15 protein-coding genes are annotated in these 18,525 nt (G+C 68.1%); 6 read left to right on the forward strand and 9 right to left on the reverse strand.

Annotation, left to right across the window (positions count from 1 at the left end):
- The first annotated feature begins 212 nt into the window (after positions 1–212).
- Both BDI24065_RS13695 and BDI24065_RS13700 read left to right on the forward strand, forming a co-directional pair.
- The gene (locus tag BDI24065_RS13695; RefSeq protein ID WP_174958473.1) at positions 213–548 is read left to right on the forward strand and encodes a putative quinol monooxygenase; all 336 of its coding nucleotides are present in this window, start codon (positions 213–215) and stop codon (positions 546–548) included.
- Positions 545–1,702, forward strand: coding sequence for an iron-containing alcohol dehydrogenase (locus tag BDI24065_RS13700; protein WP_175031717.1), 1,158 nt, complete (start codon positions 545–547; stop codon positions 1,700–1,702). Before BDI24065_RS13695 ends, BDI24065_RS13700 begins: the two co-directional genes overlap by 4 nt.
- An 87-nt stretch (positions 1,703–1,789) precedes the next feature.
- Here the strand turns inward: BDI24065_RS13700 and BDI24065_RS13705 are convergent, their stop codons facing one another.
- On the reverse strand, positions 1,790–3,970 hold the full coding sequence (locus BDI24065_RS13705; protein ID WP_175031718.1) for an ornithine decarboxylase: 2,181 nt from the start codon (positions 3,968–3,970) through the stop codon (positions 1,790–1,792).
- A 508-nt stretch (positions 3,971–4,478) separates the two neighbouring features.
- On the opposite strand from BDI24065_RS13705, the gene BDI24065_RS13710 reads away from it, so the two are divergent.
- Both BDI24065_RS13710 and potE read left to right on the forward strand, forming a co-directional pair.
- The gene (locus tag BDI24065_RS13710; RefSeq protein ID WP_175031719.1) at positions 4,479–6,779 is read left to right on the forward strand and encodes an Orn/Lys/Arg decarboxylase N-terminal domain-containing protein; all 2,301 of its coding nucleotides are present in this window, start codon (positions 4,479–4,481) and stop codon (positions 6,777–6,779) included.
- 46 nt (positions 6,780–6,825) lie between these two features.
- On the forward strand, positions 6,826–8,211 hold the full coding sequence (potE, locus tag BDI24065_RS13715) for a putrescine-ornithine antiporter (RefSeq protein ID WP_175031720.1): 1,386 nt from the start codon (positions 6,826–6,828) through the stop codon (positions 8,209–8,211).
- 21 nt (positions 8,212–8,232) lie between these two features.
- On the opposite strand, the gene BDI24065_RS13720 is transcribed toward potE, so the two are convergent.
- Entirely contained in the window at positions 8,233–9,141 is a 909-nt protein-coding gene (locus BDI24065_RS13720; protein ID WP_175031721.1) for a LysR family transcriptional regulator, read from the reverse strand.
- 174 nt (positions 9,142–9,315) lie between these two features.
- On the opposite strand from BDI24065_RS13720, the gene BDI24065_RS13725 reads away from it, so the two are divergent.
- Positions 9,316–9,900 carry a putative glycolipid-binding domain-containing protein gene (locus tag BDI24065_RS13725; protein ID WP_175031722.1) on the forward strand — a complete coding sequence of 195 codons (585 nt, stop codon included), beginning with the start codon at positions 9,316–9,318 and terminating at the stop codon, positions 9,898–9,900.
- Positions 9,901–9,936: 36 nt separating this feature from the next.
- On the opposite strand, the gene BDI24065_RS13730 is transcribed toward BDI24065_RS13725, so the two are convergent.
- Complete coding sequence (locus tag BDI24065_RS13730) at positions 9,937–10,929, reverse strand: sulfonate ABC transporter substrate-binding protein (RefSeq protein WP_175031723.1); 993 nt, start codon at positions 10,927–10,929, stop codon at positions 9,937–9,939.
- 319 nt (positions 10,930–11,248) lie between these two features.
- Complete coding sequence (locus tag BDI24065_RS13735) at positions 11,249–11,656, reverse strand: DUF427 domain-containing protein (RefSeq protein ID WP_175031724.1); 408 nt, start codon at positions 11,654–11,656, stop codon at positions 11,249–11,251.
- A 289-nt stretch (positions 11,657–11,945) separates the two neighbouring features.
- Here BDI24065_RS13735 and BDI24065_RS13740 point away from each other — a divergent pair, with 289 nt between their 5' ends.
- Positions 11,946–13,607, forward strand: a complete 1,662-nt coding sequence (locus BDI24065_RS13740) for an ABC transporter substrate-binding protein (RefSeq protein WP_175031725.1) — start codon at positions 11,946–11,948, stop codon at positions 13,605–13,607.
- A gap of 117 nt (positions 13,608–13,724) precedes the next feature.
- Here BDI24065_RS13740 and BDI24065_RS13745 read toward each other — a convergent pair whose 3' ends face one another.
- The 5 genes from BDI24065_RS13745 to BDI24065_RS13765 form a co-directional block, all read right to left on the reverse strand.
- Positions 13,725–14,672 (reverse strand): TauD/TfdA dioxygenase family protein, encoded by a 948-nt coding sequence (locus tag BDI24065_RS13745; protein WP_175031726.1) that lies wholly within the window; start codon positions 14,670–14,672, stop codon positions 13,725–13,727.
- 158 nt (positions 14,673–14,830) lie between these two features.
- The gene (locus tag BDI24065_RS13750; RefSeq protein WP_175031727.1) at positions 14,831–15,784 is read right to left on the reverse strand and encodes a TauD/TfdA dioxygenase family protein; all 954 of its coding nucleotides are present in this window, start codon (positions 15,782–15,784) and stop codon (positions 14,831–14,833) included.
- Between the two features lie 148 nt (positions 15,785–15,932).
- Entirely contained in the window at positions 15,933–16,778 is an 846-nt protein-coding gene (locus BDI24065_RS13755; RefSeq protein ID WP_175031728.1) for an ABC transporter ATP-binding protein, read from the reverse strand.
- A 40-nt stretch (positions 16,779–16,818) separates the two neighbouring features.
- Positions 16,819–17,640 (reverse strand): ABC transporter permease, encoded by an 822-nt coding sequence (locus tag BDI24065_RS13760; protein ID WP_175031729.1) that lies wholly within the window; start codon positions 17,638–17,640, stop codon positions 16,819–16,821.
- Positions 17,641–17,679: 39 nt separating this feature from the next.
- On the reverse strand, positions 17,680–18,522 hold the full coding sequence (locus tag BDI24065_RS13765) for an ABC transporter permease (protein WP_175031730.1): 843 nt from the start codon (positions 18,520–18,522) through the stop codon (positions 17,680–17,682).
- Positions 18,523–18,525: the final 3 nt, after the last annotated feature.

The raw sequence follows: 18,525 nt of genomic DNA on the forward strand, positions 1-18,525 counted from the left end.
CCAGTTGCGATCCTCGGGGCCGTGAACGGGGCGCGGGATCCGCGGGGTTGTTCGCGGCGCGGTGGCGGCGCTGCGAATGCCGTGCCGATTCAATACAATGCGACGACCCGCCAGTGACACGGCGTAGCGCCGTCGCGTTCGAATCCCTCCGGTTCGCCGCGCCTGGCGTGCGTCCCCGTCGTGACGGCCCCCAGTCGAACCCGGAGCGCAACATGAACGAACCCTACCTTCAGGTCATCGCGCATTACTACGCGAAACCCGGCAACGGCGACCGCGTGATCGAATTGCTCGCCGAGCTCGCGCCGGCCACGCGCGCCGAGCCGAAGAATCTCGACTATGGGTATTTCCGGTCGCCGGAGGACCCGGACCACATCGTGATCCTCGAACGCTACCGCGACGCTGACGGTCTCGATGTGCATCGGGAAACGCCGCATTTCCAGCGGATCGGGATCGGCGCGATCATTCCGTTGCTCGATCGCCGCGACGTGTCGCGCTACATGGTGCAGCCGGACACCGGCACGGCGACGCCACCGGGAGGCACCCGATGAACCCGTTTCAATTCCGTACCGTTCCGACGCAGGTCGTCGAATTCGGCGCCGCGCGCCGGCTCGGCACGCTGTTGCGCGAGCGCTTTCCGGCGCTCGTGCGGCTGTGTGTCGTCACCGACGCGTTCCTGCATCGCAGCGGCGTGCTTGCGCCCGCGCTGGAGAGTCTCGCCGCGCATGGCTGGCAGGTCACCGTGATCGACGACGTGATCGCCGATCCACCCGAGCATGTGGTGCTGGACGCGACCGAACGGGCCGTCGCGGCCGATGCCGAGATCGTGCTCGGCCTGGGCGGCGGATCGTCGATGGACGTCGCGAAGCTGATCGCGGTGCTCGCGCCGGGGCGGCAGGCGCTGGCCGACATGTACGGCGTCGACAAGGTCACGAGCGCGCGGCTGCCGCTCGTGCAGATGCCGACGACGGCCGGCACCGGCTCCGAAGTGACGGCCGTGTCGATCGTCACGGTCGGCGAGGCGCGCAAGATGGGTGTCGTGTCGCCGCACCTGTTTGCTGACGTCGCGATCCTCGACGCCGAGCTCACGCTCGGCCTGCCGCGCGCGGCAACAGCCGCGACGGGCATCGACGCGATGGTGCACGCGATCGAGGCCTACACGTCCGCGCGGCTGAAGAACCCGGTGTCCGACATGTTGGCCGTGCACGCGCTGACGCTGCTGTCGCGCAACCTGCTCGCGGCGTGCGACGACGGCCGGAATCGTCACGCGCGCGAGGCGATGCTGGTCGGCGCGATGTTCGCGGGGCAGGCGTTCGCGAATGCGCCGGTCGCGGCCGTGCATGCGCTGGCCTATCCGGTCGGCGGGATCTTCCATGTGCCGCACGGGTTGTCGAATGCGCTCGTGCTTCCGCATGTGCTGCGTTTCAACGCACCGGCTGCCGCGCCGTTGTATGCGGAACTCGCGTCGATCGTCGCACCGTCGGCGACGGGCAGCGACGAAGCGCGCACGCACGCGCTGATTGGCGAGATCGACCGGTTGATCGTCGCGACGGGCATCCCGCGCACGCTGCGCGAGGTCGGGATCGGCGAGGGCGACCTGCCGAGGATGGCGTCGGATGCGATGCTGCAGACGCGCCTGCTCGTGAACAACCCGCGCGAGGTAACGGAGGCCGATGCGCTGGAGATTTACCGGCAGGCATGGTGACGCGGCGGGCGGGCGCGTCGCGCCGCCCGTGATGTTTCGCGATGCGCTCAGGATCGCGAGCGGCGCGCGGCCGCCCGCCAACCCGGCTTACCCGCGTGACGCGTCGGCGCCGGCCGCCACCACGTAGGCCGAAGCCTGCTTCGTGCCGTCCGGCCGCGTTTGCAGATAAACGCCCTGGATTTCCGGCTCGAAGCCCGGCAGCGCGTTGATCCCCGCTTCGAGTGCGCGGAAGTAGTCGAGCGCCGGGCCGCCCCATGTTTCGCCGGGCACCACGCAGAAGATGCCCGGCGGATAGGGCAGCGCGCCCTCCGTCGCAATCCGGCCTTCGATGCGATCGAGCGTGACGAGCTCGACGTTGTTGCGGATCAGCTCGGCATTCGCGGCCTGCGGCAGCATCGCCTGTTTCGGGAATTGCGCGCGCCGGAACATCAGCTTCTGCAGACGCTTCATGTCGTGGCTGCGGTAGAAGTCGTGCATCCGCTGGCACAGCTGCCGCAGGCGCATGTTGCCGTACAGCTCCGGATACGCTTCGCACAGCGACGGAATCGCTTCGCGCAGCGGCGTGTCCTGGTCGAGATGGCGTTCGAACTGCGCGAGGTGCGCGACCAGGTGCTGCAGCTTGCCGAAGCTCTCCGACGGCGTCAGCAGGAACAGGATCGTGTACAGGTCGGCCTTCTCGGGCACGACGCCGTGTTCGCGCAGGTAGCGTGCCAGGATCGGCGCCGGTGCGCCGAACGCTGCGTACTCGTGCGTGTCGCGATCGATGCCGGGCGTCGTCAGCAGCAGCTTGCACGGATCCACGAAATACTGGTCGTCCGCGTAGCCTTCGAAGCCATGCCACGTGTCGGACGGGTGGAAACGGAAGAAGCGCAGGTCGTCGACGATCTGCTCGGTCGGGTAGTCGGCCCACGGGCGGCCGTCGATGTTCTGCGGAACGAACGGTCGGATCTGGCGGCAGGTCTTCAGCAGCAGCTTGCGGGCATCGACGCCGTGCGCGACGCAGTCGCGCCACAGGCGCTTGCCGGCCGGGCCCGCGTGCATCTGCGCGTTGACGTCGAGCGCCGCGAACATCGGATAGAACGGGCTCGTCGATGCATGGATCATGTACGCGTTGTTGAAGCGCCGGTGATCGCAGAAGCGCTTCTGGCCTTCGATGTGGCTGTCCTTCTTGTGGATCTGCGATGTCTGCGAGAAGCCGGCCTGCTGCTTGTGCACCGACTGCGTGACGAAGATGCCGGGATCGTCGGGGCCGAGGGTGAGCATCAGCGGCGAGCAGTCCTGCATCATCGGGATGAACTGCTCGTAGCCGACCCACGCCGAATCGAACAGGATGTAGTCGCACAGATGCCCGATCCGGTCGACGATCTCGCGCGCGTTGTAGATCGTGCCGTCGTAGGTGCCGAGCTGGATCACCGCGAGCCGGAACGGGCGCGGCCGGTCGGCGCGCTCGGGCGCGACGTCGCGGATCGCGTCGCGAATGCGCGCTTCGTCGAGCGCCGCGCTGTCGACGCCGCCGATGAGGCCCCACGCGTTGCGCGCGGTTTCGAGGTAGACCGGCCGCGCGCCCGACAGCACGAGCGCGCCGAGGTGCACCGACTTGTGGTTGTTGCGGTCGAACAGCACGAGATCGTCGGGCGCGAGCAGCGCGCTCGTGACGACCTTGTTCGACGTCGACGTGCCGTTCAGTACGAACCAGGTCTTGTCCGCGTTGTAGATCCGGGCGGCATTGCGCTGCGCTTCCAGCGCGGGGCCTTCGTGGATCAGCAGGTCGCCGAGGCGGACGTCGGCGTTGCAGAGGTCGGCGCGAAAGATCGTCTCGCCGAAGAAGTCGAAGAACATCCGGCCGAGCGGGTGATTCGAGAAGAACTGGCCGCCCTGGTGGCCGGGGCAGTCGAACTCGACATAGCCGCGCTGCACGTATTCGCGCATCACCTTGAAGAACGGGGGCAGCAGGTTCTCGCTGTAGATGTCGGCGGCGGCGGAGATCTGGCGGCCGTAGTAGTGGCGCCCGCCGTGGCGGAGCTGGATCACGCCGCTCGCGCTCGGCAGGATCGACGGCGGCACTTCCTGGTTGGGCTCGACCGCGACGAAGAACGGAATCGCGAACCCGGTTCTTTCGACGGTTTCAAGCACCTGTTGCGCCGACTCGATTCCGACGACGATTGCCGCGATATTCGTGAAATCGGTCTGGAATACGTCGACCTGTTCGTGCGTGGTGAGGAAGGCGCCAATCAGCGCCGGCTCGACTGCGATTTTCAACAGGCTCACGCGAACTCTCCCGTAAATGTGCGAAACGGGAGCGGCATTCGCACGGGCGCGTAATCCGTGTAATCCGACACGCGCCGCAGCCGATTGAAACGCTCCCGCGAATGCTGAATGCCGAATCGCGCGTCGCACGAAAAAGCCTTGTGCGGCGCTTCCGGCCGCCACCGGTCGATGCACGGCGCAGCCGATCGTAGCAACAAAACCCGGCGAATTCAATCGACCGGAATCGACCATCGGATTACCGGGTGAGAACGATCGAATAATCGGGAATTGGTGTGTTGCAATGCACATCAAAATGAACCGATTGTGAAAGGCGATTTGAAAACGGCCGACAGTTTCACCGATTCGTCTGCTTTTCATCAAAAGGCATCTATGGCATAGTCGGCTCCGAATTGGATGGCGAATCAAACCGGATTTGCGAGCGTCTCATGCCGCCGCCCGTGGCCTGCTGTCCGCGTGCTCGTGAGACGAATGAAACCCAACGAAGCATCGGATCAACGAGGGCAACACCATGAATACGTCCGTCGGTGGCATTCGTCGTCTCGGCATGCGCGCGCTTCTGGTCGACGACGAGATCACGCAGGAAACGGCGACCGGTCGCGCGGTCCGCACGCTGAGCGCGGAGCTCGTGCAGCGCGACATCGACGTGCTCACGGCAACGTCGGCCGACGATGCGATCATGCTGGTCCGTTCCGATCCGTCGATCCAGTGCGTGCTGCTCGACTGGGATCTCGGCGTGGACGGCCACGGGCCGTCCGAGGCCGTGGTCGATGCGATCCGGCTTCGCAACGGCAACGTGCCGATCTTCCTGCTGGCGGACCGCAGCGTTGCGTCGTCGGTGCCGTCCAGGGTGATGGGCCAGGTCGACGATTTCGTGTGGCTGCTCGAGGATACGGCCGACTTCATCGGCGGGCGCATCCATGCGGCGATCGAACGCTATCGCGCCACCGTGCTGCCGCCGATGTTCGGCGCGCTCGCGAAATTCTCGCGCGTCTACGAATACTCGTGGCATACGCCCGGCCACACGGGCGGCACGGGCTTCCTGAAATCGCCGGTGGGCCGCGCGTTCTTCGAATACTTCGGCGAAGCGCTGTTCCGTTCCGACCTGTCGATCTCGGTCGGCGAACTTGGCTCGCTGCTCGACCACTCGGGCCCGATCGGCGAAAGCGAGCGCTACGCGGCGCGTGTGTTCGGCGCGCATCGCACGTATCACGTGACGAACGGCTCGTCGACGTCGAACCGCATCATCCTGATGGCGAGCGTGAGCCGCGACCAGATTGCGCTGTGCGACCGCAACTGCCACAAGTCGGCCGAGCATGCGATGACGATGTCGGGCGCGATCCCGACCTACCTCGTGCCGACGCGCAACCGCTACGGGATCATCGGGCCGATCGCGTCCGAGCGCCTCACGCAGGCGGCGATCCGCGAGGCGATCGCGTCGAACCCGCTGACGGCCGGGCTCGCCGATCGCCAGCCGAAGCATGCGATCGTCACCAACTCGACGTATGACGGCCTGTGCTACAACGTCGCGCGTGTCGAGGAACTGCTCGGCGCGAGCGTCGACCGGCTGCATTTCGACGAAGCCTGGTACGGCTATGCGCGTTTCAACCCGATCTACCGCGATCGCCATGCGATGCACGGCGACCCGCGCGACCATCGTGCGGACCGCCCGACGGTGTTCGCGACGCAGTCGACGCACAAGCTGCTCACCGCGCTGTCGCAGGCGTCGTACATCCACGTGCGCGACGGTCGCAACCCGATTCCGCATGGCCAGTTCAACGAAACGTTCATGATGCACGCGTCGACGTCGCCTAACTACGCGATCATCGCGTCGAACGACGTCGCGGCCGCGATGATGGACGGCCCCGGCGGCGCGGCGCTCACGCACGAGTCGATCGAGGAGGCCGTCGCGTTCCGGCAGATGATCGCGCGGATGAACAGCGAGTTCGGCGCGAAGGGCGACTGGTTCTTCGAATGCTGGCAACCGGACACCGTGCTCGAGACGCGCACGGGCCGCACGCTGCCGTTCCACGATGCGCCGCCGGAACTGCTCGCGAGCGACCCGTCGTGCTGGGTGCTGCGCCCCGGCGCGCAATGGCACGGCTTCGGCAATATCGAGGACGGCTACTGCATGCTCGATCCGATCAAGGTGTCGATCGTCACGCCGGGCGTCGCGCCGGCCGGCGGGCTGATGCCGGTTGGCATTCCGGCGAGCGTCGTGACCGCGTATCTCGATGCGCGCGGGATCGTCGTCGAGAAAACCACCGACTTCACGATCCTGTTCCTGTTCTCGATCGGCATCACGAAGGGCAAGTGGGGCTCGCTCGTCAGCGCGCTGTGCGACTTCAAGCGCGACTACGACGCGAACCTGCCGCTCGACATGGCGATTCCGTCGCTCGCGAAGGAACACGGCTCGCGCTACGCGGGCATGGGGCTGAAGGACCTGGCCGACACGATGTTCGCGGCGATGGAGCAGCTCGGCACGACGCGGCTGATGTCGGAAGCATTCTCGATCCTGCCGAAGCCGGAGATGAGCCCGGTGCGCGCGTACGAGCATCTGGTGCAGGGCCGCGTCGAGCAGGTCACGCTCGAGGAACTGGCCGGGCGCACGGTCGCCACCGGCGTCGTGCCGTATCCGCCGGGCATCCCGCTGCTGATGCCGGGCGAGAACGCGGGGCCGGCCGGCGGCCCGGTGCTCGGCTACCTGAAGGCGCTCGAAGCGTACGACCGGCGCTTCCCGGGCTTCGCGCACGACACGCACGGCGTGGAAGTCGAGGACGGCACGTACCGCGTGTATTGCCTGACGGCCTGAACGAGCGACCGGCCGCGCGGCGGCCTCACATCGAGGGATCGACATCATGGAAAACGCAGCGCGCATGTCCGGCGCGGCCACCGCGGCCGCGCCGAAGAACCGGATGAACGTCTGGCAGCTGACCATCCTCACGGCGGTCAACATGATGGGCTCCGGCATCATCCTGCTGCCGTCGAAGCTCGCGCAGGTCGGCACGATCTCGCTGCTGTCGTGGATCGTCACGGCCGGCGGCTCGCTCGCGCTGGCCTATGCGTTCGCGCGCTGCGGGATGCTGAGCCGCAAGCCGGGCGGGATGGGCGGCTATGCGGAGTATGCGTTCGGCAAGGCCGGCAACTACATGGCGAACTACACGTACGGGCTGTCGCTCGTGATCGCCAACGTCGCGATCGGCGTCACGGCGGTCGGCTACGGCACCGTGCTGTTCGACGCGACGCTGTCGCCGCTGCAGACGGGCCTGTGGACGATCTTCCTGCTCGTGCTCACGACGGTCGCGAACTTCGGCGGCTCGCGCATCACCGGCCGGATCGGCGCGGTGACGGTGTGGGGCGTGATCATCCCGGTCGTCGTCGTGTCGCTGATCGGCTGGTTCTGGTTCAGCGGCGCAACCTGGGGCGCCGCGTGGAACCCGAACAACATGCCGTTCGGGCCGGCCGTCGGCAGCTCGATCGCGGTGACGCTGTGGGCGTTCCTCGGGCTCGAATCGGCGTGCGCGAACTCGGACGCCGTCGAGAATCCGGAGCGCAACGTGCCGATCGCCGTGCTCGGCGGCACGATCGCATCGGCGATCTTCTACATCGTGTCGACCAACGTGATCGCGGGGATCGTGCCCAACGCGATCCTCGCGAAATCGAATGCGCCGTTCGGCATCGCGTTCGCGACGATGTTCACGCCGACGGTCGGCACGATCGTCACCGCGCTGATGGTGATCGCGTGCATCGGCTCGCTGCTCGGCTGGCAGTTCACGGTCGCGCAGGTGTTCAAGAGCTCGGCGGACGTCGGCTACTTCCTGCCGGTGTTCGCGCGTGCGACGCGCACCGGCACGCCGATCGTCGGGATGGTGATCCTGCTCGTCGCACAGGTCGCGCTCGCGCTGATGACGATCAGCCCGGAGCTGAGCAGCCAGTTCCAGAAGATCGTGGATCTCGCGGTCGTCACGAACCTCGTGCCTTACGTGATGTCGATGGCCGCGCTGATCACGATCCAGAAGGTTGCGAAGGTGCCGCCGGCGAAGGCGCTGCTGACCAACGCGATCGCGATGGTGGCCACCGCGTACAGCTTCTATGCGCTGTTCAGCTCGGGCGAGCAGGCGCTGATGCTCGGCGGCCTGTGCGTGTTCCTGGGCTGGACGCTGTTCGGCTTCGTCAGCGCGCGCTTCTACCAGATGGAAGTCGACGCCCACGTGAAGGAGCCGGGGAAGTCGCTGCAGGCGTGATGGGTGCGGCGCTGGCCGCCGTTATCGGGCAGGGCGGGCCAGCAGCGGCGGGATGTCCTGCTTCAGCAGGTCGACGACGGCCCGCACGCGCGGCGGCAGCGGTCGCTGCGCGTGTACGAGCACGTTGAGCGCGAAGTCGGGAATCACGTACTGCGGCAGGAGCTCGACGAGCGTGCCGGCCGCGAGCGCATCCGCGCAGGCCGGGTGCTGGACCACGCCGATGCCGCCGCCGGCCGCGATCGTGTCGAACATCGGGCGCCAGTGGCTCGTCGTCATGATCGTACGGATGCGCGCGTATTCGAGCGCGTCGCCGTCGCGCTGCAGCGGCAGCCGTTCGCTCGCGAACACGCCTTTCACGCGGATGAACGGGTGGTTCGCGAGATCGGCCTTCGCATCGATCGGGCCGTGCCGCTCGAGATACGACGGCGCGGCGACGAGCCGGCGGCCGACCGCGCCGACCGGATGCGCGACGAACCCGCCGTCGCCGAGCTGGCCGACGCGGATCGAGATGTCGACGCCTTCCGTGACCGGATCGACGATGTCGTCGTTCAGGACCAGATCGATGTGCAGGCCCGGATACGCGGTGCGGACATGCATCAGCACGCGCGGCAGCACGATCTCGCCGAAGCATTGCGGCGCCGCGAGCCGGATCGTGCCGTCGAGCGCGTGTTCCGTCTTCGAGACCGATGCGACGGCTTCGTCGGCCGCTTCGAGCAGTGCCTTGCTGCGTTCGTAGAAGATCCGGCCTTCTTCCGTGCACACGAGGGTGCGCGCACTGCGCATCAGGAGCCGCGTGCCGAGATGCTTCTCGAGTCGCTCGATACGTTCGCTGACGGCCGGCTGGCCCAGGTCGAGATCCCGCGCCGCGCCGGACATCGTGCCGCGCTCGACGACCCTGACGTAGATGCGCATCGTCGCCAGCAAATCCATGAAGTCGCGCCCCTTGTCCGGTTCCGGTTGATGCCGATCGACGGATGGTACCAAAGCGACGCTGCCCGAGGGTGCGCGGCGAACCGATACTGACCATCGGGTGCCGACGCCGCGTGTGTCCGCGGGTGCGATCGGCGACAATCGGCTTCCGTGCGATCGACTGGAGACGATGACATGACGCAACAGGATGAAGCGGCGCGCACGCGCTGCGTCGCATGGCAGATCGTGCAGACGTGGCAGGCGGCCGAATGGTGCAGGCTCGTCGAGTCGCGAACGGGAATCGACCTGTCGGGGTCGGTGTCGGGTGCGATCGACGGGGCGCCGTTTCGCATCGACTACGCGATCGCATGCGGCGCCGACTGGCTCACGCGTTCGGCACGCATCACGCAGTGGGGCGGCACGCTGCCGCCGCGTCAACGGGAGATCGCGTGCGACGCGGGGCGATGGACGATCGACGGCGTCGACGCACCGGCGCTCGCGGGCGCGACCGATCTCGATCTCGGCTTCAGCCCGTCGACGAATACGCTGCCGATCCGGCGCCTCGGGCTGGCCGTCGGCGAGGCGGCCGTGATCCATACCGCGTGGCTGCGCTTTCCGGATTTCGAATTCGTGCGCGGCGAGCAGCGCTATACGCGCACGGCGGCGCACGTGTACCGCTACGAAAGCGGCACGTATGCGGCCGATATCGCGGTCGACGAAGCGGGCCTCGTGACCGACTACGACGAATGGCGACGCATCGGCGCGGCACCCGCGCGCTGATGCACGCGTTCCGCGCCGCGCGTCGGCCGCGATGCGTCAGCGTGCGCTCGCGACCGACAGCTTGCCGGGAATCAGCTTCAGCGTGCTGAATGCGTCCGCGATGTTCTGCTGATACGCGAGCGTTGCGTCGGTGATCGGCTGCACGCCGTAGCCGGCGCGCTTGAGCGCGACTTCGAGCGTCGGCGCGTCGAGGCCGACGAGCGGCGACAGTTGCGTGGCGACTTCCGGCGCATGGTCGCGCGCCCAGCGGTCGACCGCGTCGACTTCGTCGAGCAGCGCGCGCAGTACCTGCGGGTGAGCGGCCGCGTATTTGCGCGCCGCGAGGTAGTACTGCGTATTGCGCACGAGCCCTTCGCCGTTCGCGATCACGCGCGCACCGATCTGCCGTTCGGCGGCGGCCAGGTACGGATCCCAGATGACCCACGCATCGACGCTGCGCTGCACGAACGCGGCGCGTGCGTCGGCGGGCGTCAGGTAGATCGGCTGGATGTCGGCATACGTCAGGCCCGCGTGTTCGAGCGCCTTCACGAGCAGGTAGTGGACGTTCGAACCCTTGTTGAACGCGACTTTCTTGCCGCGCAGCTGCGCGACGGTGCGGATCGGCGAATCGGGCAGCACGACGATCGCCTCGCCCTGCGGCGCGGGCGGCTCGTTGCCGATGTAGACGAAATCGACGCCGCCCGCCTGCGCGAAGATCGGCGGCGTCTCGCCGACCGTGCCGACGTCGATCGCGCCGGCGTTCAGGCCCTCGAGCAATTGCGGGCCGGCCGGAAATTCGAGCCATTGCACGGTGACGCCCTGGCTCGCGAGCCGCTTCTCCAGCGTGCCGCGTGCCTTGAGCACGACGAAGTTGCCGTATTTCTGGAAACCGATGCGCAGCCGCGTGCCGCTGTCCTGCGCGTGTGCAGGCAGGCCCGCGAGCGGGCCGAGCGCGAGCCCGGCCAGCCCGGCGGCCGCGCCTTGCAGCCACTGGCGGCGATGCGGGTTCGGCGGTGTCGGTTCAACGTCTGCGTGCGGTGTGTCGTTCATCGAGGCGTCCTGCGTGCGGGTTCACGGGCCGCGCGCGAAAAGCGGCGCGGTCGGCGCAGGGTGGGGCCCGATGCGGGCGATGCGCGCCACGGGCCGGCCCGCGCCGGATTCAGGACGATACGGCCGCGTGGGCCGGCGGCCAACCAACGAATCCGCATATGCAAATCAGCGGCGGACGCGTTGTCGTTGTTCGAGCCGGTGATCCGCGCAAGAACCGGCCGGAATCCGCCGGAACGCGCCGGCACGACGGGACGCGTCGGCGAAATCGCGACGTTGCACGCGCGGCCGCCCGGCATTCGATGAACGGCTGCCGCGATGCTCAATCGGAGCCGGCCGGGCTTTCCTCGATCGAATCGACGCGATCCGGATAGAACGCGAGATGCCCGCGGATCGCATCGACGGCCGGATACGGCGCCTCGTAGGTCCAGACGGCATTGACCGCGCGCGCGCCGCCGGCCGGAATCGAGTAGTAGGCGGCGTCGCCCTTGTACGGGCAGTAGGTCGCGTGATCGGTGCGTTGTAGCAGCGTCAGGTCGGCGTCCTCGCGCGGGATGTAGAGCACGGCCGGGTAAGCGGCTTCGCGCAGCGCCAGCGCGTGGCGCGTATCCGCGACGACCTTGCCGGCCGCCTTGACGACGACGCGCCGCGGGTGCGGTTCGACCGTGATCGGGTGATCGGGGCCCGGCGTCTTCACCGGGCGAGCGGACGTATCGGAGCTGACAGGCATCGTGAGTCCTCCTGGTATCGGCGGCGCGGTGGCGCCGGGAGGATCCCGGCGCGCCCGTGCCGGCGTTGGCCAGCCGATACGATGCGCCATTTCGCGCCAGTCTGCAGGGGGCCGGAAGACGGCGGCGCGAGAAGGCCGCCCGGCGCTTGCGTGGACGTTTTCATGCACGGGCAGCGGGATGCAGCCACGACGATAAGCAACGCGAAATTAATTGGTAAGCGATCGGCGGGAGGCGCGCGAAGATCGGCCGTCGTCATTTGCATGACAGCCATCTTCCTTCTCCGCCACCATGAAGAACGCTTTCGTTTCGTCAGCCGCGCGTCGTGCGCGTGGCATACCCCATGCCGCGACGGCCCTGCGCTGTATCGCGGCGTCGCTGCTGCTCGCCGGCGCGGCCACGCAGGCGCTGGCCGCGCCGTCCGGCAAGACGCTCGTGTATTGCACCGAAGGCAGCCCGGCCGGCTTCGATCCGGGCCAGCATACGACGAGCACCGATTTCGACGCGAGCACGTACCCGGTCTACAACGGGCTCGTGCAATTCAAGCGCGGCACGCTCGATCTCGAGCCGGCGCTCGCGACGAGCTGGGACGTGTCGCCCGACCAGCGCACGATCACCTTCCACCTGCGGCGGGGCGTGAAGTTCCAGACGACCGCGTGGTTCAAGCCGACGCGGCCGTTCCAGGCCGACGACGTCGTCTTCACGTTCCACCGGATGCTCGATCCGGACGATCCGTTCCGCAAGGCTTACCCGGTGAGCTTCCCGTATTTCAGCGACCTCGGCTTCGACCGCAATGTCGAGCGTATCGACAAGGTCGACGACTACACGGTGCGCTTCGTGCTGAAGACGCCCGACGTCGTGTTCGTGCGCAATCTCGCGATGGCGTTCGCGTCGATCCTGTCGGCCGAGTATGCGTCGCAGCTCGCGGCGCGCCATCGCGAGGCCGACATCAACCAGTTCCCGGTCGGCACCGGGCCGTTCCTGCTGCGCACGTACCAGAAGGACGCGCTGATCCGCTACGACGCGAATCCCGACTACTGGAAGCCGGACGACGTGAAGCTCGCCCGTCTCGTGTTCGCGATCACGCCCGATCCGGCCGCGCGCCTGCAGAAGCTGGTGGCCGGCGAGTGCCAGGTATCGGTATTCCCGCGGCCGGCCGACCTCGATACGGTGCGGCGCGACCCGAAGCTGACGTTGTTCTCGGGGATGGGCTTCAACGTCGGCTTCGTCGCGTACAACACGCAGCATGCGCCGCTCGATCGCGTCGACGTGCGGCGCGCGCTCGATATCGCGATCGACAAGTCGGCGATCGTGAAGACGGTGTTCAACGGCGACGCGAAGATCGCGACGAATCCGATGCCGCCCGCGCAATGGTCGTACAACCCGCGCCTGAAGGATGCGCCGCGCGATCCGGCGGCCGCGAAGGCGCTGCTCGCGCAGGCCGGGTTCCCGAACGGTTTCGACCTGACGTTGTGGGCGATGCCGGTGCAGCGCCCGTACAACCCGAATGCGCAGTTGATGGCGCAGCTGATCCAGCAGGACTGGGCGAAGATCGGCGTGCGCGCGAAGATCGTCAGCTACGAATGGGGCGAATACAACCGCCGCGCGAAGCACGACGGACAGCACGACGCGATCCTGTACGGCTGGTCTGGCGATAACGGCGACCCCGACAACTGGCTCGGCACGCTGCTCGGTTGCGACGCGGTGCACGGCAGCAATCTCGCGAAGTGGTGCAACCAGGATTTCGAGAAGCTGGTGGACGCGGCGCGTTCCAATGCGGACGTCGCGAAGCGCACGGCGCTTTACGAACAGGCGCAGGTCGTGTTCAAGGACCAGGTGCCGTTCACGCCGATCGCGACGTCGATCGTGTCGCTGCCCGTGTCCAAGCGCGTGCACGGGCTGACGTTCTCGCCGCTCGGCGGGCACCGCTTCGACGGGGTCTGGCTGGATTGACGGACGGGCCGCGCGGACGTGCGCGGCCAGCGCCTTGCACTTTCGTCCGCGTGGTGTGACAGGAGCCAGGAAAGGCCGGCGCGATGCAGTGCGCGCCGGCTGTGCCGTCAGGTCAGTTCAGTTGAGCGCGGCCGCCGCCGCGGCTTCGACCGGCGACCCTTCGAGCGCGACCGACGGCCGGCCGTCGGGGCCGACCGGTACATCGCCGGTGAGCGTCGTGCGATAGAGCTGGCGGTCGAAGTCGAGATCGAAGATGTCGACCGGCGCGAGGTGGGCGGTTGCGCGGTTGTCCCAGAACGCGATGCTGCGCGGCTCCCACTTGAAGCGGATCGTGAATTCCGGCCGCGTCACGTGTTCCCACAGCAGTTCGAGCAGCGCCTGGCTCTCGCGCGGCGTCAGCCCGACGATCGATTTCAGGAAGCTCGGGCTCACGTACAGCGCGCGTTCGCCGGTCTCCGGATGCACGCGCACGAGCGGGTGCTCGGTGACGAGCGGGCGGCGTTCGACCGCGTCGTCGAACGCACCGGTCGCACGCGCACCGGCCGGCGGTGTGAAGCGATGAACGCCGCGCAGGCCGTCGACGAAGCCGCGCAGCGGCGCCGACAGCGTTTCGTATGCCCGCACGAGGTTCGTCCAGTGCGTGTCGCCGCCGTACGGCGGGATCGTCACGCCGCGCAGGATCGACGCCCACGGCGGGTTCACGGCGGCCGTCACGTCGGTATGCCAGCCGGTCCACGGCCGGCGCACCGGTTCGCCTTCGAAGCGCGTGGCCTTGCGATGCTTCGCGACCGAGTAGACGGCCGGATGCCCGTCGACGTGCCCGAACACCGGGTGGCCGACCGTCGGCTCGCCGAATTGCGCGGAGAACGCGACGTGCTGCTCGTGCGTGAGGAATTGCTCGCGGAAGAAGACGACGCGCCATTTCAGCAGCGCGGTGCGGATCGCCGAGATCTGCGGCGTGGTCAACGGTTGCGTGAGGTCGACGCCGCGGATTTCCGCACCGATATGGGCAGACAGCGGAATCACGTCGACCGGCTGGGCGGCGGGTTCGGGTAGGGCGCTCATGCGTCGCTCCTGGCGGAAGTGAACGGGGCGAAGGGCCGACATCGTTGCGCGTGCGGGCGTCGGTCCGGAGGCGGGATAGGCATGGTCGGGTGTCCGGTGGCGGAAAGCCGCGCAGGGGCGGCGGCGCGCACAAGGCGCCGCCGGCCCGAATGCGGGCGTTATTGCAGCGTCGCGCCCGGCCCCTTCAATACGACGCTCTGGCGGCCGTCGATGCCGACCGGCACGTCGCCGTGCACGGTCGCGCGGCGCACGACGCGGCGCGCATCGCCGTAGTCGTTGATCGCGTAGTGCTGCGTCGCGCGGTTGTCCCAGATCGCGACGTCGCCTTCCTGCCAGTTCCAGCGCACGGTGTTCTCGAGGCGCGTCACATGTTCGTGGAAGACCTGCAGCAGGTGCGCGGAATCCTGTGCCGACAGCCCCTTGAGCCGCTGCACGAAATGCCCGAGCACGAGCGTGCGTTCGCCGGTTTCCGGATGGACGCGCACGACCGGGTGCTCGGTTTCGTAGACGGTCGACGTGAACACTTCGCGGTAGCGCTTCAGCTGCGTATCGTCGGCATGCACGTGCGTCGACGCGTAGTCGTATGCGTTCGTATGCAGTGCCCACAGCGTGTCGGCGAGCGCGCGCAGCGGGTCGGGAAGGTTCGCGTACGCGGCGGCCGTGTTGGCCCATACCGTGTCGCCGCCGAACGGCGGGATCACGACCGCGCGCAGGATCGAGATCTTCGGGTACGCATCGACGAACGTCACGTCGGTGTGCCACGAATTGGCGCGCGCGCCGTGTGCGGAATCGAGTTCGAGCAGGTGCGCGCTGCCGTCGACGGACGGCACGGTCGGGTGCGCGACGGTATCGCCGAAGCGGCGCGCGAACGCTTCCTGCGTCGTGTCGTCGAGATGGTGCTGGCCACGGAAGAACAGCACCTTGTGGCGCAGCAGCGCGGCCTGGATCGCATCGAACGTCGCGTCGTCGAGCGTGCCCGACAGCCGCACGCCGGCGATCTCGGCGCCGATCCGGCCGGCGACCTGGCGAATCTGGAGCGGGGCGGTGGCCGTGCGCGGCGCGGCGTGCGAAGCATGCGAAGACGGGTGAGCGGCGTGCTGGACTTCGGACATCGGGAGTCTCCTGGAGTCGGGTCGGTCGAGTCTCCATTCAAGCAGGGACCGCGCGCAATCGGAACCGATGAATCGTCACAACCTTAGCGTGTGCGCAGCGATGATCGATATGCATCGTCATGCTGAGCAAATCGACACGACATGCGGGCTACCACGCAAGCCGCCATTCGCCGATCCGGTGCGGGCGCGGCGGGTCGATGCGCTTGCCGCCCGGGGGACCGTCGCCCGGCGGTTCGCTGTCGTCGAAATCGGCGAGCACGGTGTCGCGCAATCGTGCGAATTCCGGCGAATCGCGCCGTCGCGGGCGCGGCAACGCGACATCGACGATGCGTTCGATGCGCCCCGGGCGCGGCGCCATCGTCACGACGCGGTCGCCGAGATACACGGCTTCGTCCACATCGTGCGTGACGAGGATCATCGTGATGCGCTCCTGTTCCCAGATGCGCAGCAGTTCATTCTGCATCCGCGCGCGCGTCTGCGCGTCGAGCGCGCCGAACGGCTCGTCGAGCAGCAGCACGCGCGGGCGGTTCACGAGGCCGCGCGCGATCGCGACGCGTTGCGCCATCCCGCCCGACAGCTGGTTCGGATACGCGTGCTCGAAGCCGTTCAGCCCGACGAGTGCGATGTGATCGGCAACCGCGCGCCGTTTCGCGGCCGCGTCGAGCGGCGCGTTGCGCAGCGCGGCCTCGATGTTCTGCGCGACGGTCAGCCACGGGAACAGCCGGTGATCCTGGAACACGATCCCGCGCTGCAGCGACGTGTCGCGCACGCGTTCGGCACCGGCGCGGATCTCGCCCGCGTAGTCGGTGTCGAGACCGGCGATCAGCCGCAGCAGCGTCGACTTGCCGCAGCCGCTCGCACCGACGATCGTGACGAATTCGCCGGCGCGCACGTGCAGCGACACGTCGTCGAGTACGGCGAGCGCGGCGCCGCGTTGCGCGTAGTGCTTGCTCACGTGGAGGACGTCGAGCGAATCGGAGGCGAGGGTCGTCATGGCAGGGCGAGGAAGTGGATGTCGAGGAAGGAAAGGGCGATCAACGCGTCAGGTCGCCGCGCCGGGCCAGCACCTTGCGCTCGATCGCACGCGCGATCGCGTTCAGGGCCCAGCCGGTCACGCCGACGACGATGATCCCGAACAGCACGAGATCCATCCGGAACTGCTCGCTGCCGTCGATCAGCGTGTTGCCGATCCCGCTGCCGGCGACCAGCAGGTATTCGGCGCCGAGCGTCGCGAGCCACGAATAGATCAGGCCGAGATACAGCCCGGTGAAGATCGACGGCAGCGCGGCCGGCAGGATCACGTAGCGGACGAGCTGGAGCCGCGAGTAGCGCAGCGCGCGGGCAACGTCGACATACGCGCGCGGCACCGCATGAATGCCGTCGCAGGTATGCGCGGCGGCGGGCAGCAGCGCGGCGAGCGACAGGAACACGACCTTGGCGACGTCGCCGAGGCCGAACCACACGGAAATCAGCGGAATCCACGCGAACAGCGAGATCTGCTTGAACGTGTCGAAGCTCGGGCCGACCATTCGCGCGGCGACGCGCGACAGCCCGAGCGCGGCGCCGAGCAGCAGCCCGCCGGTCGCGCCGAGCGCGAAACCGCACGCTTCACGCGCGAGCGACGCGGACAGCGCACGGCCGAGTGCACCGCTCGTGGCTTGCGCGCATGCGGTGCGCAGCACGTCGGCCGGGCCGACGAGCAGCCCGCTGCTCACGAGGTGGGCGGAAGCGATCGCCCACCACAGCGCGAACGCGACGAGCGGCAGCACGAAGCCGCGCCAGTCGGGTGCGCGCAGGCGACGGGCGGACGGGGTGGCATGCGGGGTGGCATCGGGCGCGGCAGCAGGATACGTCAAGGGCAGGACTCCTTCGGTGGCGCGGGCAGGGCGGGTGGTTCAGCCGCGGAACGCGGACGGCACGCCGCGGCGCAGGCGCGCTTCGAGCGCGTCGAGCAGCCGGTTGATCAGCAGGCCGACCGCGCCGACGACGATCACGGCCGCCATCACGAGATCGAGCTGGAACAGTTGCCGCCCGTACACGATCAGGTAGCCGAGCCCTTCGGACGATGCGACGAGCTCGACGACGACGAGTGCGAGCCACGACTTCGTGAACGCGAGCCGCACGCCGGTTGCGAGCGTCGGGATCGCGGCGGGCAGCACGACGTGCACGATGCGTTGCCGGCGCGTGTAGCCGAATACGCGGGCGACTTCGTCGAGCGCGGGCGGTGTCTGGCGAAACCCTTGCAACGTGCTCAGCGTGACGGGGACCAGCGCCGCATGCGCGATCAGCAGGTACTTGAGCGGTTCGCCGACGCCGACGAGCAGCAGCAGGAACGGCAGCCAGCCGAGCACCGGAATCTGCACGAGCGCGTTGAAGCTCGGCAGCACGTACGCTTCCAGCGTGCGCGACAGGCCGAGCGCGACGCCGGTCGCGAAGCCGAGCAGCGTGCCGGCCGCGAACCCGACCAGCACGCGCTGCAGGCTGATCAGCGTGTGGCGCACGAGATCGCCGCTCGTCGCGAGATCCTCGAGCGCATCGAACACGCGTTCGGGCGGCGGCAGGATTTGCGGCGCGATCCAGCCGCGCGCGCTGCCGACACTCCACAGCGTGAACAGCAGCGCGGGAAGCAGCCACGGCGCGAGCCGCCACGACCACCGTTTCACAACCTGCGCACGGTGCGGCGGCGCGGCGAGCGCGTGGCGCTCGGACGACGGGATGGAAAACGCGGTGTCGCTCATCGG

It is taken from the genome of Burkholderia lata, from assembly GCF_902499025.1.
Classification (GTDB): Bacteria; Pseudomonadota; Gammaproteobacteria; order Burkholderiales; family Burkholderiaceae; genus Burkholderia; species Burkholderia lata_C.